13 protein-coding genes and 1 tRNA gene are annotated in these 14,119 nt (G+C 69.4%); 10 read left to right on the forward strand and 4 right to left on the reverse strand.

Features of this window, described 5'->3' with window-relative positions:
* The first annotated feature begins 136 nt into the window (after positions 1-136).
* The 5 genes from ACTMTI_RS21480 to ACTMTI_RS21500 all read left to right on the forward strand — a co-directional run bounded on the left by ACTMTI_RS21480 (position 137) and on the right by ACTMTI_RS21500 (position 4,884).
* Entirely contained in the window at positions 137-1,021 is an 885-nt protein-coding gene (locus ACTMTI_RS21480; protein WP_441122231.1) for an NAD(P)-dependent oxidoreductase, read from the forward strand.
* Positions 1,018-1,791: an SDR family NAD(P)-dependent oxidoreductase gene (locus ACTMTI_RS21485; RefSeq protein ID WP_441122232.1), complete on the forward strand. Its 774-nt coding sequence runs from the start codon at positions 1,018-1,020 to the stop codon at positions 1,789-1,791. The genes ACTMTI_RS21480 and ACTMTI_RS21485 overlap by 4 nt, the downstream gene beginning before the upstream one ends.
* 19 nt (positions 1,792-1,810) lie before the next feature.
* Entirely contained in the window at positions 1,811-2,881 is a 1,071-nt protein-coding gene (locus ACTMTI_RS21490; RefSeq protein ID WP_441122233.1) for an L-idonate 5-dehydrogenase, read from the forward strand.
* A 68-nt stretch (positions 2,882-2,949) separates the two neighbouring features.
* A complete protein-coding gene (locus tag ACTMTI_RS21495) occupies positions 2,950-3,951 on the forward strand; it encodes a 2-hydroxyacid dehydrogenase (RefSeq protein WP_441122234.1) in 1,002 nt (333 codons plus the stop codon).
* 120 nt (positions 3,952-4,071) lie between these two features.
* Entirely contained in the window at positions 4,072-4,884 is an 813-nt protein-coding gene (locus ACTMTI_RS21500; protein WP_441122235.1) for an IclR family transcriptional regulator, read from the forward strand.
* Between the two features lie 27 nt (positions 4,885-4,911).
* Here ACTMTI_RS21500 and ACTMTI_RS21505 read toward each other — a convergent pair whose 3' ends face one another.
* From ACTMTI_RS21505 to ACTMTI_RS21520, 4 genes are all read right to left on the reverse strand, one after another.
* Positions 4,912-5,745 (reverse strand): NUDIX hydrolase, encoded by an 834-nt coding sequence (locus ACTMTI_RS21505; protein ID WP_441122236.1) that lies wholly within the window; start codon positions 5,743-5,745, stop codon positions 4,912-4,914.
* Positions 5,735-7,795 (reverse strand): RNA degradosome polyphosphate kinase, encoded by a 2,061-nt coding sequence (locus ACTMTI_RS21510; RefSeq protein ID WP_441122237.1) that lies wholly within the window; start codon positions 7,793-7,795, stop codon positions 5,735-5,737. The genes ACTMTI_RS21505 and ACTMTI_RS21510 overlap by 11 nt, the downstream gene beginning before the upstream one ends.
* Positions 7,796-7,913: 118 nt before the next feature.
* Positions 7,914-8,846: a TetR/AcrR family transcriptional regulator gene (locus tag ACTMTI_RS21515; RefSeq protein ID WP_441122238.1), complete on the reverse strand. Its 933-nt coding sequence runs from the start codon at positions 8,844-8,846 to the stop codon at positions 7,914-7,916.
* Between the two features lie 13 nt (positions 8,847-8,859).
* Entirely contained in the window at positions 8,860-9,798 is a 939-nt protein-coding gene (locus ACTMTI_RS21520; protein ID WP_441122239.1) for an acyl-CoA desaturase, read from the reverse strand.
* 300 nt (positions 9,799-10,098) lie between these two features.
* Here ACTMTI_RS21520 and ACTMTI_RS21525 point away from each other — a divergent pair.
* The 5 genes from ACTMTI_RS21525 (at position 10,099) to pth (ending at position 14,077) form a co-directional block, all read left to right on the forward strand.
* Positions 10,099-10,170, forward strand: a tRNA-Gln gene (locus ACTMTI_RS21525).
* Positions 10,171-10,295: 125 nt separating this feature from the next.
* Positions 10,296-11,747 (forward strand): bifunctional UDP-N-acetylglucosamine diphosphorylase/glucosamine-1-phosphate N-acetyltransferase GlmU, encoded by a 1,452-nt coding sequence (gene glmU / locus ACTMTI_RS21530; protein WP_441122240.1) that lies wholly within the window; start codon positions 10,296-10,298, stop codon positions 11,745-11,747.
* Positions 11,744-12,721 carry a ribose-phosphate diphosphokinase gene (locus ACTMTI_RS21535; RefSeq protein WP_441122241.1) on the forward strand — a complete coding sequence of 326 codons (978 nt, stop codon included), beginning with the start codon at positions 11,744-11,746 and terminating at the stop codon, positions 12,719-12,721. Before glmU ends, ACTMTI_RS21535 begins: the two co-directional genes overlap by 4 nt.
* A gap of 99 nt (positions 12,722-12,820) precedes the next feature.
* Positions 12,821-13,432, forward strand: a complete 612-nt coding sequence (locus ACTMTI_RS21540; RefSeq protein ID WP_441122242.1) for a 50S ribosomal protein L25/general stress protein Ctc — start codon at positions 12,821-12,823, stop codon at positions 13,430-13,432.
* 60 nt (positions 13,433-13,492) lie between these two features.
* Entirely contained in the window at positions 13,493-14,077 is a 585-nt protein-coding gene (pth, locus tag ACTMTI_RS21545) for an aminoacyl-tRNA hydrolase (RefSeq protein WP_441122243.1), read from the forward strand.
* Positions 14,078-14,119: the final 42 nt, after the last annotated feature.

The following is a 14,119-nucleotide window of genomic DNA, read 5'->3' on the forward strand; positions in this document are numbered from 1 at the left end:
CATGGCGCTGTGATACGGCCTATAAGCGGCATTGACCTGCCTATCTGCGATCTCTGCAGCTCCCTGCGCTTGCCAGGGTTCATGGGAGGGAGTTCAATATGCTGACATGAGGACAGAATATGGGCCAGGAGGTCACATGATGCAGCATGCGGAGGTGGGCGTCGCCGGGCTCGGTGTCATGGGCTCGGCGATCGCCCGGCGGCTGTTGGAACGAGGGCGATCCGTGAGGGTCTACGACGTTCGTCCGGACGTTGTAGCGGAGCTCTCCTCGGACGGGGCGCTCGCGGCGCAGTCGCCGGCGGGACTCGCCGACTCGTCCGTGGTGCTCCTCTCGCTCAACACCGCCGAGATCGTCGAGCAGGTGGCCTTCGGGCCGGAGGGCGTACTCGCCGGAGCGCCTGACGGCGTACTGATGATCGACATGTCCAGCATCGACCCCGCGCGGACCCGCGAATTCGCCGAGCGCGCCGCGAAGCTCGGCGCCGGTTGGGTGGACGCGCCGCTGTCGGGCGGGGCGCCGGGAGCGGCGCGCGGCGAGCTGACACTGATGCTCGGGGGCGATGAGGCGCACGTTGAGCGGGCGCTGCCGGTGCTGGAAGACCTGGCGTCCCGGCTGACCCACCTGGGACCGGCCGGCTCCGGACAGTTGGCGAAGTCCGTCAACCAGGTGCTGGTCGGTTGCGGGTTCGCCGCGCTCGCCGAGGCTGCCGCGCTGGTGCGGGCGGCCGATCTGCCGCCGCGCCAGGTGCTCGCCGCGCTCACCGGGGGCAGGGCCGATTCGGCGCTGTTGCGGGAGTTCTTTGTGAAGTTCGCCGAGTTCGATCTCACGCCGACCGGGCGAGTGAGCAATATGGTCAAGGACCTGGAGGCCGTCCGCGACTACGCACGCTCGGCCGGTGTGCCACTGCCGGTCACCACCGCCGTCGCCGAGCTGCACCGCTGGCTGGCCGCCGCCGGTCACGGCGACGCCGACAACGCCGCGCTGATGCACTACTACAGTCCCACGGAGGCTGACTCATGAGGGGTTCCGCGTTGTTCGACCTGTCCGGACGCCGGGCCCTGGTGACAGGGTCCAGCAAGGGCATCGGGGCGGCCCTGGCCACCGGGCTGGCCGAGGCCGGCGCCGAGCTCGTGCTCAACGGCCGCGACCCCGAGGCGCTGGAACGCGCAAGAGACAAGCTGACAGAACGCACTGGGGTGAAGGTGCACACGATGCCCTTCGACGTCACCGACGCCGCGGCCGTGCAGCGGGCGGTCCAGGAGATCGAGAGCCGGATCGGCGCCGTGGACATCCTGGTCAACAACACCGGGATACAGCACCGCGAGCCGCTGCTGCAGGTGTCGGCGGAGAACTTCGAGAGAGTCGTCCACACCAATCTGACCAGCGCCTTCCTCGTGGGACGCGCGGTCGCCGCGGGCATGATCGAGCGCGGCTACGGAAAGATCGTCAACATCTGCTCCGTGCAGACCTGGCTCGCCCGGCCCGGCATCGCGGCCTACTCCGCCTCCAAGGGCGGTCTGGCGATGCTGACCAAGGGCATGTGCGCGGAATGGGCGGGCTCGGGCGTGACGGTCAACGGACTCGCCCCCGGCTATGTGATCACCGAGCTGACCCGCCCGCTGGTCGACGACCCCGCCTTCGACTCCTGGATCCGGGGTCGCACCCCGGCGGGGCGCTGGGCATCGGTCGAGGATCTCGTCGGGACGCTGGTGTGGCTCGCGGCGCCGGCATCGGATTTCGTCAACGGCCAGGTCATCGCCGTCGACGGCGGGCTGACCGCGGTCATCTGAGAAAGGGTGGGTCAAGGACATGACTTCGACGCCGGCGCGGCCGGCCATGCGCGCGGTGGTGGCGCACGGCGCGGGAGACCTGCGCCTGGAAGAGCGCCCCATCCCGGCACCGGGCCCGGGAGAGGTGGCGGTGGACATCCGGTACGGCGGCATCTGCGGCTCCGACCTGCACTACTGGCGGCACGGCGCGGTCGGGGAGTTCCGGCTGCGTGAGCCGCTGATCCTGGGCCACGAGATCGTCGGCCGGGTGCGCGAGGCCGGCCCCGGCACGAGCGTCGCCCCGGGAACCCCGGTGGCCGTGCACCCGCTGGTGTCGTGCGGGAAATGCCGGCAGTGCCTCGCGGGCCGGCGCAACACCTGCCTGGACACCGGCTACCTCGGCAGCGCCGCCCGCCACCCTCACGTGCAGGGCGGCTTCGCCGACGTCCTGGTGGTGCCCGCCGAGCGGGTGCTGCCGCTCCCCGAGGGGCTGGATCTGAGGCTGGCCGCCGTGGCCGAGCCGGCGGCGGTGGCCTGGCACGGCGTGCGGCAGGCGGGTGACGTACGCGGGAAACGGGTGCTCGTGACCGGCGCCGGCCCCATCGGCTGCCTGGTGGTCGCGGCGCTGCGGGCGGCCGGCGCCGGGGAGATCGTCGTGACGGATGTGTTCGAGGAGCCGCTGGCCGTCGCCAAGGCGGTGGGCGCCACCTCGGTCGTCCGGGTCGGCGGGGCCGCGGATCTCGACGAGATCGCGGACCTCGCGGCGGACCTCGCCATCGAGTCCTCCGGTAACCCCGCAGGACTGCGCACCTGCGTCTACGGAGTCGACCGGGGCGCCACCGTGGTGGGCCTCGGTCTGCTGCCCCCAGGAGACACTCCGCTTCCCGCCAACGCGGTGATCACAAGGGAGCTGCGGCTCGTCGGCTCCTTCCGCTTCGACACCGAGCTCGGGGAGGTGCTCCAGGCGCTGGCCGACGGCCGCCTCCCCGTCGATCCGGTGATCACTTCCGTGCTCCCGGCGGCACGTACGAGCGAGGCGTTCGAGCTGGCGTCCGACCCGGCCCGATCCTGCAAGGTCCTGCTCGACTTCGCCGACCCCGGCGCGGCGTGACCCGGTCGCCGGCCGGGTCCGGTACGCCTGATGATCAGTCAGTACATCCCGATGAAACGGAGCACAGCATGTCCGGCACGCCCGCACCTCGCCCGCGCCTCGCGGTCTCTCGCGCCGACCTGCCGGGAGACGCCGTCGCGCGGCTGGCCTCCCGCTACGACGTCACCGCGTGGGCGGGAACGGCGCCGCCCGCCCCCGCCGAGCTCGCCGAGCTGGTCCGCGGCTGCGATGCCCTGCTCGCCGTCGGCAACGACCAGATCGGAGCCGAGTTGCTGGAGGCCGCCGGGCCGGGGCTCCGCGTCGTGGCGCTGGCCTCGATGGGGTACGACAGCGTCGATGTGGCAGCGGCGGCCGAGCACGGCGTCGTCGTCACCCACACGCCCGACGTGCTGGCCGACACCACCGCCGACGTGGCGATGGCACTGATCCTCATGGCGCGGCGCCGGCTCGTCGCCGGCATGGACGCCATGCGCCGCGGCGAGTGGGGCTCCTTCCGCATGAACGCCTTCTTCGGCCTCGACGTTCACGGCACGACCCTCGGGCTGATCGGCTACGGCCAGATCGCCCAGGCCCTGGCGCGCAGGGCGGCCGGATTCGGCATGCGCGTGCAGCACCATCACCCGAGGCGCAAGGAGGACGACGCGCTGTCCCGCTGGGTCACGTTCGACGAGCTCCTGTCGACCAGCGACGTGGTGTCCGTCCACACGCCCCTGACCCCCGAGACCGCCGGCATGATCGGCGCTGCGGAGCTGGCCCGGATGAAGCCGACGGCGACCCTGGTCAACACCGCTCGAGGCGGGATCGTCGACGAGGACGCCCTGCTGTCGGCACTGCGCCGTGGAGAGCTGCACTCAGCTGGGCTGGATGTGATGACCGACGAGCCGCGCACGGATCCGGACGATCCGCTGTTCGCCGAGCCGCGCCTGGTGGTGCTGCCGCACGTGGGCTCGGCGACCGAGGCGACGCGAGCGGCGATGGTGGACCTCGCGGCCCGCAACATCGAGGCCGTCCTGGACGGCCAGGCCGCGGCGACCCCGCTGCCGGGCACCCCGAGCCGGCCGAGCCGCTGACCTCGCCTGTTCTGATAGCGGAACGTTGTCCCAATAGCTGTACAAATTCCCGCTCGTCGATGCCGGGCTGGGACATCGTTCGTAATATGGGAGCACAGCGAAGTGACAAGAGGAGCCCTCATGATCCAGGCCGCGCGCGCCTCACTGGCGGAGCAGCCCGAGGGGCGTTCGCTACGCTCCGTCGAAAGCCGCTCGCCGGCGGTGACCCGGGCGGTCGCGGTGCTGGAGATCCTGTCCAAGAGCAGGCAGCCCTTGTCCGTGACCGAGCTGGCCAGGGCCCTCGACCTGGCGAAGTCCACCGTCGCCAATCTCTGCGCGGCGCTGGAGGACAGCCACATGATCCGGCGCATCGACGGCCGCTGGGCCCTGGACTACAAGGTGCTCGAACTCGGCCAGGGCTTCCTCGCCGGCACCGACATCCTCAGCGAGTTCCGCACGGCGGCCGCCGCGCTGCCCGTGGCCTCACAGGAGACGCTGCTCCTGGCCACACTGGACGACCTCGACGTCGTCTACCTCGCCCGGCACGACGGCAGCCAGCCCGTCCGGCTGGCCAGCGACATCGGACGGCGGATGCCGGCCGTGGTCACCGCGCTCGGCAAGGCCATGCTCGCCTCTCTGCCCCCGGACGAGCTGGAGCGGCGCCTGGGCGGAGTGCACGAGCTGCCGGCGTTCACCGCCCGCTCCCACAGGTCCATGGACGCCCTGCGCCGTGACCTGGACGCCACCCGCGAGCGTGGCTACAGCGTCGACGACGAGGAGAACACCGAAGGCATCACCTGCGTGGGCGTCGCCCTGCCGGGCAACCGCCCCACGCCCGTGGCGGTCAGCGCTACCCTGCTGACCGCGCGGTTCACCACCCGGCTCCGCGAAACCCTCGTCGAGGATCTCGGCTCGCTGGCGCATCGCCTCGGCCGCGTCGCTCCCGCCTCGTGACGCCCCGCGGCGCGCGCCGGACGCCGGTCAGGTGGTGTGGTGCTCGATGCTGACGACGTGCTCGCCCGCCTTGTGCAGCACCGCGAACGCGCCCTTGTGGAGCTGCACGTCCTCGCCGCTCAGCGCGTGGATCAGGTCGGGCAGCACCTTGCCGTGGCTGCACACGGCCGCGGGCACAGTGATGTCCCTGACCAGCGCGGGCGTCTTGTGCGCATCCTGGCTCTCCTCGCTGAGCAGCGGCTCCGTCCTGATCTCGCCCCCGTACGGCTCCAGCGTCTGCACGCACCGGGCGCTGGGCGAGCTCATCAGCAGCTCCGGCCGGTAGGCGGGCAGCACGGTGGCCAGGTTCGCCGCCTGGGACGCGCCGTCGGTGTCCAGCGGGCGCAGCGCGTCGTCGCCGTCCCATTCGTTCCTGGAGCCCGCCGAACCGTGCCGGACGAGGACGAGGGGTACGGTCGCCAGCGGCGCGACCGTCAGCGCCCGCAGCAGCCCGGCGTCCCATTCGTACGTCAGCAGCCCCTTGGCCTCATCCAGCGGTAGCCAGCGCAGCTCGTCCACCTCGTCGTTCGGGACGAACCCGGCGTCGGCGACCGGCCGGGCCGTCCAGTAGTCGACCCGCTTGAGCCGGCCCCTGCTGAGATAGTGGACGGAAGGCAGGGCGCGGCCGAGCGCGACGGTCAGCCCGGTCTCCTCGCGCACCTCGCGGAGTGCGGCGGCGATCAGGTGCTCACCGGTCTTCAGCTTGCCTTTGGGGAAGGTCCAGTCGTCGTATTGAGGCCGGTGGATGACGGCGACCTCCGGGCCGCTCTCCTCGCCTCTCCAGACCACGGCTCCGGCGGCGCGGAGCAGGTCAGTCGTCAATGGTCCTCCAGCGGCGCGTGCCGATGAGACGGCTCTGCAGGTCATCGCCGGAATGCCGGGCCCACTTGCCGTCGGAGTTGAGCCACCACGCGTTCGTGGTCTCGGCCATGGCCTGGTCCATCAGCTCGATGAGGTAGGCCTTGTGCTGCTGTGAGGTCACCTTGACGAGGGCTTCGACGCGGCGGTCGAGGTTCCTGCGCATCAGGTCGGCGCTGCCGATCCAGACCTCGGGCCGCCGGCCGAGGCCGAACTCGTACACCCGGGAGTGCTCCAGGAACCGCCCCAGGACCGACCTTACGCGGATATTTTCGGACAAGTCGGGAATCCCCGGCCGGAGGGTGCAGATGCCGCGGACCCACAGGTCCACCTTGACGCCCGCCCTGGACGCCCGGTAGAGGGCGTCGATGATCGGCTCGTCCACCAGCGAGTTCGTCTTGATTCTGATCCGGGCGGGACGCCCGGCCTGCTGGTGGGCGATCTCGCGCTCGATCCTGGCCAGCAGCCCGCTGCGCATGGAGTGCGGCGCGACCAGCAGCCTGCGGTAGGCGGAGTGGTTGGAGTAGCCGGTCAGGTGGATGAACAGGTCCGTGACGTCCTCGCCGACCAGCGGGTCCGCCGTGAGCAGGCCGAAGTCCTCGTACTGCCGGGCGGTCTTGGGGTTGTAGTTGCCGGTGCCGATGTGGCAGTAGCGGCGCAGCTCGCCCGAGGGCTCCTGGCGCACGACGAGGGCGAGCTTGCAGTGGGTCTTCAGGCCGACCACGCCGTAGACGACGTGGCAGCCGGCCCGCTCCAGCTTGCGCGCCCAGGAGATGTTGGCGTGCTCGTCGAAGCGCGCCTTGATCTCCACGACCACCACGACCTGCTTGCCCGCCTCGGCCGCGTCGATCAGGGCGTTCACGATGGGGGATTCGCCGCTGGTCCGGTAGAGGGTCTGCTTGATCGCCAGCACCCTGGGGTCGGCCGCGGCCACCTCGATGAAGTGCTGCACGCTGGTGGCGAACGAGTCGTACGGGTGGTGCAGCAGCACGTCGCGTTCGCGCAGCGTCGCGAAGATGTCGTCCTCGGCGTTGAACACCTCGGCCGGCACGAACGGGCGGTAGCTGAGCTCGCCGCGCTCCAGGTCGGCGATGGCGTGCAGGCCCGACAGGTCGAGCGGCCCGGGCAGGCGGTAGATCTCGTGCGGCGCCAGCTCCAGCTCCTCCACGAGCGGGGCCAGCACCTCGGGGGTGATCGTGTCCTCGACCTCCAGCCGGACGGGCGGCCCGAAGCGCCTCTTGAGCAGCTCCTTCTCCAGGGCCTGCATGAGGTTCTCGGTGACGTCCTCGTCGACGTCGAGATCCTCGTTCCTGGTGACGCGGAAGACGTGGTGCTGCAGGATCTCCATGCCCTTGAAGAGCTGCCCCAGGTGGGCCGCGATGACGTCCTCCAGCGGGACGAACCTGTCCTTGGAGGCCTGCACGAACCTGGGCAGCTGCGAGGGGACCTTGACCCGGGCGAAGACCGTGTGGTCGGTCGCCGGATTACGGACCAGGACCGCCAGGTTCAGGCTGAGGCCGGAAATGTAGGGGAAAGGGTGTGCGGGGTCCACGGCCAGCGGGGTCAGCACCGGCCGGATCCGCTCCCTGAACAGCTTGCGCAGCTCGGTGCGTTCCTCACGGCCCAGGTCGTCCCACCGGACGATCTCGATGCCCTCGGTGGCGAGCTGCGGGGAGATCTTGTCGTGGAACGCGCCCGCGTGCCGTCTGGCCAGCTCATCCGCGATCGTGGCGATCCTCGCCAGCTCCTCGCGCGGCTTCAGCCCGCTCTTGGTCCGCAGCAGCAGGCCCGTGGCCATGCGCCGCTTGAGCCCCGCCACCCGCACGCGGAAGAACTCGTCCAGGTTGTTCGCGAAGATGGCAAGGAAGCGCACCCGCTCCAGCAGTGGCAGCGCGGGGTCTTCGGCCAGTTCAAGCACTCGTTCGTTGAACTGGAGCCAGCTTTCCTCACGATTGAGGAACCGCTCCTGTGGTAGCGGCAGGTCGTTGGCGGCATGCAACGGTTCTGCGGACATATGGTCTATATTGCCCCGTTTGGTTGAACAGAACGTTAACGGGACCGCAACGACTCGCTCCGCCGGTCAGCCCCGCTCCATACAATGGTCACCCAGGGCGTCCTCGCTGTTCAAGCCGTCATTCCGGCTGGTCGGCCTGTCCGAGGCGAGCGGCGCGCTCGGCCAGCCGGGCCTCGCGCTGGCGGATTTTCTCCTCCCGCTCACGGGCCTTTTCGGCCTCCTTCAGCAGCCGCTCGCGCTCCCTCAGCTCGCGCACCCGGGCCTTTTCGGCCTCCTTCAGCTCGCGCTGGCGGATCTTCTCCGCCTCCTTCAACTCCTTCTCGCGGGCCTTCTCCAGCTCGCGCAGCTCCTTCTCGCTGGGGCGCGGCTTGGACGGTAGCGAGAGCTCGCGGGACGTCACCGTGATCGCCGGGTCGGGATTGAGCCCCGTCAGGCCGTTCCAGGCCAGATTGACCAGGTGGGCGGCCACCTCCTCGCGACCCGGCTTGCGGACGTCGAGCCACCACTGCCCGGTCAGTGCCACCATGCCGACCAGCATCTGGGCGTACATCGGGGCGAGCTTGGGGTCGTAGCCCCGGCTCGCGAACTCATCGGCCAGCACGTCCTCGACCTGACTGGCGATCTCGCTGATCAGGCTCGCGAACGTGCCGGTGCCCGAGGCGGCGTGCGAGTCGCGGACCAGGATGCGGAAGCCCTCGCTGCTCTCCTCGATGTACCGCAGCAGCGCCAGCGCGGCGCGCTCCAGCTTGATCAGGGAGTGCGTCGCGGACAGGGCCTCGGTGATCATGCCGAGCAGCTTCTGCATCTCGCGGTCGACCACGACCGCGTAGACGCCCTCTTTGCCACCGAAATGCTCGTATACCACGGGCTTCGACACCTGTGCGGTAGCTGCGATTTCCTCTATAGAGGTCCCGTCGAACCCCTTCTCAGCGAAGAGGGTGCGGCTGATGCGGATCAGCTGCTCTCTTCGCTCGCTTCCGGACATGCGCCTGCGAGATCGGGGTTCGGTCACGGTTTCCATAATGACGGCCACGCCTGCGTGACCGTTCATCGGAACAGGCGCGTCAGGCAATGCGCTTCGCCGCCAGGCGCTCCGGGGTCGGCCAGCGGACGTCGTACACCCAGCCCAGCTTCTCGAAGATGCGGATGAGGCCGGCGCTCAGGTCGATCTGGCCCTTGAGCGCGCCGTGCCTGGCGCAGGTCGGGTCGGAGTGGTGCAGGTTGTGCCACGACTCGCCGAAGGACGGGATGGCCAGCCACCACACGTTGCGGGACTTGTCGCGCGTCTGGAAGTCCTCTTCGCCGAAGACGTGGCAGATGGAGTTGATCGACCAGGTCACGTGGTGCAGGAGCCCGATGCGGACGAGGGAACCCCAGAACAGCGCGGTCAGCCCGCCCTGCCAGGACCAGGTGAGCAGCAGGCCCAGCACGCCGGGAAGCAGGATGGAGGTGAGGGCGAGGGGGGCGAACCACTTGTGCAGCTTGACCACGTCCGGGTCCTTGCACAGGTCGGGGGCGTACTTCTCGCGGTTGGTCCGCTCGCTCTCGAACAGCCAGCCCATGTGGGCGTAGAGGAGACCCTTGGACATGTTGAGGAAGCCGGGGCCGAAGCGCCACGGCGAGTGCGGGTCGCCCTCCTTGTCGGAGAACTTGTGGTGCTTGCGGTGCGTGGCCACCCAGTCGAGCACGGACATCTCCAGCGACAGGGTGCCGGCGATGCCCAGCGCGATCTTCAGCGGCCGCTTGGCCTTGAACGAGCCGTGCGTGAAGTAGCGGTGCAGCCCGACGGTGACGCCTAGACCGGAGACCACGTAGAACACGAACGCGATCGCGATGTCCGTCCAGCCGAGTCCCCATCCCCACGCGAGCGGCACGGCCGCGGCGATCGCGATCAGGGGCAGCCCGACGACCAGAGCGAAGGTGACCATTTCTGTGCGGGACTTCGGCTCGGGTTCGAAATCAGGCTTCGGGGTAGGCGCTGAGCGCTCGGCGAGAACGGTCATGGGCGACCTCCAAATGCATGTATGAGGATGAATGTCCTGCCTACGCAACCGTAACCTACGCCATCGTAAGTAAGGAAGCCCTAAGCTGATGTGAGGAAGGTGACGGTTTGCCGTCCCGAGGTGGGTGGGGTTCGCGCCTTGCGGCTTTTCGGGTGGTCTGTTATGTGCGTGCCACCCCGGACACCGGCTCTCACCTGGGGAGTTCGCCTGCAAGCCGGAGACGCGCTCTTATTACGGGCGCGCGAGTGGGTGCGGGCTCTGTATCGTATGTGGTGTGTCGGACGCCACGTGTCCGATCTGTCCCGGATCGTCTAATCGGCAGGACAAGTGGTTTTGGTCCACTTTGTAGGGGTTCGAGTCCTCTTCCGGGAGCTTTGAGGCCGTCCCCGACGCGAATGCTCGGGGGTCGGCCAGGTATCCTCACGGTGTCGGGAGGGTGTCGGTGCGGTAGCCGTACCAATAGCCCTGATCCGTCCAGCCACAGGGAGCCTCAGTCCGTGAGTGTGCCGCGCCCGGCAGCCGTCATCGTCCTCGCCGCCGGCGAGGGCACCCGGATGAAGAGCCAGACCCCGAAAGTCCTGCATGAGCTGTGCGGCCGCGCGCTGGTCGACCACATGCTCACGGCCGCCCGCGACCTCGGTCCCGAGCAGCTCATCGTCGTCATCGGCCATGCGCTGGAGCGGGTCGGCGGCCATCTGGCCGCCACCAGCCCCGACGCGCGCGCCGTCGTCCAGCGGGAGCAGCGCGGCACCGGCCACGCGGTCCGCACCGTGCTCGAGGAGGTCGGCGCGATCTCCGGCACGGTGCTGGTCACGTACGGAGACGTGCCGCTCCTACGCACCGAGACCCTCGCCGCGCTGCTCCAACGGCACGCCGCCGACGACAACGTGGTCACCGTCCTGACGGCCGAGGTGCCCGATCCGACCGGCTACGGGCGGATCATCCGCGATGAGAGCGGCGCGGTCATGGAGATCGTCGAGGAGAAGGACGCCACGCCCGAGCAGCGCGCCATCAAGGAGATGAACTCCGGCATCTACGCCTTCGACGGCGACCTGCTCGCCGACGCCGTCAAGCGCGTGTCCACGGACAACGCCCAGGGCGAGGAATACCTCACCGACGTCCTCGCCATCCTGCGCGGCGACGGCCACCGGGTCGGCGCCTATGTGGCCGGCGACCACGTCGAGGTCGAGGGCGTCAACGACCGGGTGCAGCTCGCCGCCGCCCGCAAGGTGCTCAACCAGCGCCTGCTCGAAGCACACATGCGGGCCGGGGTCACGATCGTCGACCCGGCCGGCACGTGGATCGACGTGGACGTGCGGATCGCGCCCGACACCGTCATCCACCCCGGCACGCAACTGCACGGCAAGACCGTCATCGAGACCGGCGCCGAGGTCGGCCCCGCCACCACGCTGACCGACACCCACGTCGGCGAGGGGGCGGTCGTGCGCAACGCCGTCTGCGACAGCGCGGAGATCGGCCCGGAGGCCAGCGTCGGCCCCTACGCCTACCTGCGGCCCGGCACGGTGCTCGGGCACAAGTCGAAGGCGGGCACGTTCGTGGAGATGAAGAACGCGACGGTCGGTGATCGGTCGAAGGTGCCGCACCTGACCTACGCGGGCGACGCCACGATCGGCGAGGACGTCAACATCGGGGCCTCCACCGTCTTCGTCAACTATGACGGGGTCGACAAGCATCACACCACCGTGCGTGACGGCGTTTTCGTCGGCTGCGACACCATGCTCGTCGCACCAGTGACGATCAACGACGGCGCCTACACGGCGGCGGGCTCGGTGATCATCGACGACGTTCCCCCCGGCGCGATAGGCGTGGCGAGGGCGAAGCAGCGCAACATCGAGAAATGGGTCTTGCGCAGGCGCGCGGGCACGAAGTCGGCCGCGGCCGCCCAGCGGGCGCTTGCCGGGCAAGAGCAGCAGGAGAAGCAGCAGTGACCAGCATCAAACAGCCCGGTGAGAAGAACCTCATGCTCTTCTCCGGCCGGGCACACCCGGAGCTGGCCGAGGAGATCGCCCAGCACGTGGGCGTCTCCCTCACCCCCACCAAACTGATCGACTTCGCCAACGGCGAGATCTACGCCCGCTATCTGGAGTCCGTACGCGGTTGCGACGCCTTCGTGATCCAGAGCCACACGGCTCCCATCAATAAGTGGATCATGGAGCATCTCATCATGGTCGACGCGCTCAAGCGGGCCTCCGCCAAGCGCATCACCGTGGTCATGCCGTTCTTCGGTTACGCCCGCCAGGACAAGAAGGGCCGCGGCCGCGAGCCGATCACGGCCCGGCTGATGGCCGACATGTTCAAGACCGCCGGCGCCGACCGGCTCATGTCGATCGACCTGCACACCTCCCAGATCCAGGGCTTCTTCGACGGTCCCGTGGACCACCTGTTCGCCATGCCGGTTCTGGAGAGCTACCTCAAGAACAAACTCGACCTGGAGAACACCACCGTCGTCTCGCCCGACACCGGCCGCGTCCGCCTGTCGGAGCGCTGGGCCGACACGCTCGGCACGCCGCTGGCGTTCATCCACAAGCGCCGCGACCTCGACGTGGCCAACTCGGTGAAGGTCAACGAGGTCGTCGGACGCGTACGCGGCCGCACCTGCGTGCTGATCGACGACATGATCGACACCGCGGGCACCATCTGCAAGGCCGCCGACGCCCTCTACGATCAGGGCGCGACCAACGTGATCACCGCGGCCACCCACGCGGTGTTCTCCGACCCGGCGGTCGACCGGCTGAAGAACTCCCGGATCTCCGAGGTCATCGTCACCAACACGCTGCCGTTGGCGCAGGCCAACAGGTTCGACAAACTGACGGTGCTGTCCATCGCGCCGCTCATCGCCCGCGCCATCACCGAGGTCTTCCAGGACGGCTCGGTCACGAGCCTGTTCGAGGGAGACACCTGAGACCAGTAAACTGAACAGGTTGCGCTCGTAACGCCTTCCGCTAGGGCGGGTGAGGGTGAGCGCTCAACAAACCGATCCCGAGCATCCCTAGGAGATGTCGTGTCCGAAGTACGTATCGCCGCCGAGCCGCGCACCGTGTTCGGCAAGGGCGCCGCGCGCAAGATCCGCCGCGCCGCCAAGGTGCCCGCCGTTCTCTACGGGCACGGCATCGACCCCAAGCACCTCACCCTGCCGGGCCACGAGGTCCTGCTCGCGCTCCGCACGCCCAACGTGCTGATCCGCCTCGAGGGCGACGGCGTGGACGAGCTGGCCCTGCCCAAGGGCGTGCAGCGCGACCCGATCAAGGGCTTCGTCGAGCACGTCGACCTGATCCTGGTCAAGCGCGGCGAGAAGGTCACCGTCGAGATCCCGGTCACCACCGTCGGCGACGTCCACTCCGACGGCCTGCTCGACCAGCAGCTCGTCCAGATCGCCGTCGAGGCCGAGGCGACCCACATCCCGACCGGCGTCGAGGTCGACGTCGAGGGCCTCGAGGTCGGCACCGTCATCACCGCCGCCCAGCTCCCGCTCCCGCAGGGCACCACGCTGATCGCCGACCCGGACACCGTCATCCTCCAGGTCAGCGCCAAGCCGGTGGAGGCTGCGGAGGAGGGCGAAGAGGGCGCCGAGGGCGTGGCCCCCGCGGCTTCCGCCGAGGCCGAGGCCGAGTAATTCGATCGGAAACGGGGCGGCTCCACCATGGCCGCCCCGTTTCGGCTACGAGGGGTGCTAATGGACCGCTGGCTGATCGCCGGACTGGGCAATCCGGGGCCCGAATACGCCGGCAACCGGCACAACGCCGGTTTCATGGTGCTCGACGAGCTGGCCACCAGGGCGAGCGGGCGGTTCAAGGCGCACAAGAGCCGTGCCGAGGTGTGCGAGACCCGTGACGCCATCCTGGCCAAGCCGCTGACGTACATGAACCTGTCCGGCGGTCCGGTCAAGGCGCTCTGCGACTTCTACAAGATCGGCCCTGAGCGGCTGATCGTCGTCCATGACGAGCTCGACGTCCCCTATGGCGCGCTGCGCGCCAAGCTCGGCGGCGGCGACAACGGCCACAACGGCCTCAAGTCGATCACCAAGGTCCTCGGCACCCGTGACTACCTGCGCGTCCGCTTCGGCATCGGGCGCCCGCCCGGCCGCATGGACGCGGCCGCCTTCGTGCTCAAGGACTTCGCGACCGCGGAGCGCAAGGATCTGCCCTTCCTCGTCGACCGGGCGGCCGACGTCGTGGAGTCGCTGATGGCCCGCGGCCTGGAGGCGACCCAGAACGACTTCCACCGGGCTGATCTGCACATTTCCGGCCCTCCTCGCTGATCGCCGCATAGAGCCGTTCGCCGGTTCGCCGCCCTCCGCGCC

Source organism: Nonomuraea sp. H19 (assembly GCF_052068215.1).
In the GTDB taxonomy this organism is placed as follows: Bacteria; Actinomycetota; Actinomycetes; order Streptosporangiales; family Streptosporangiaceae; genus Nonomuraea.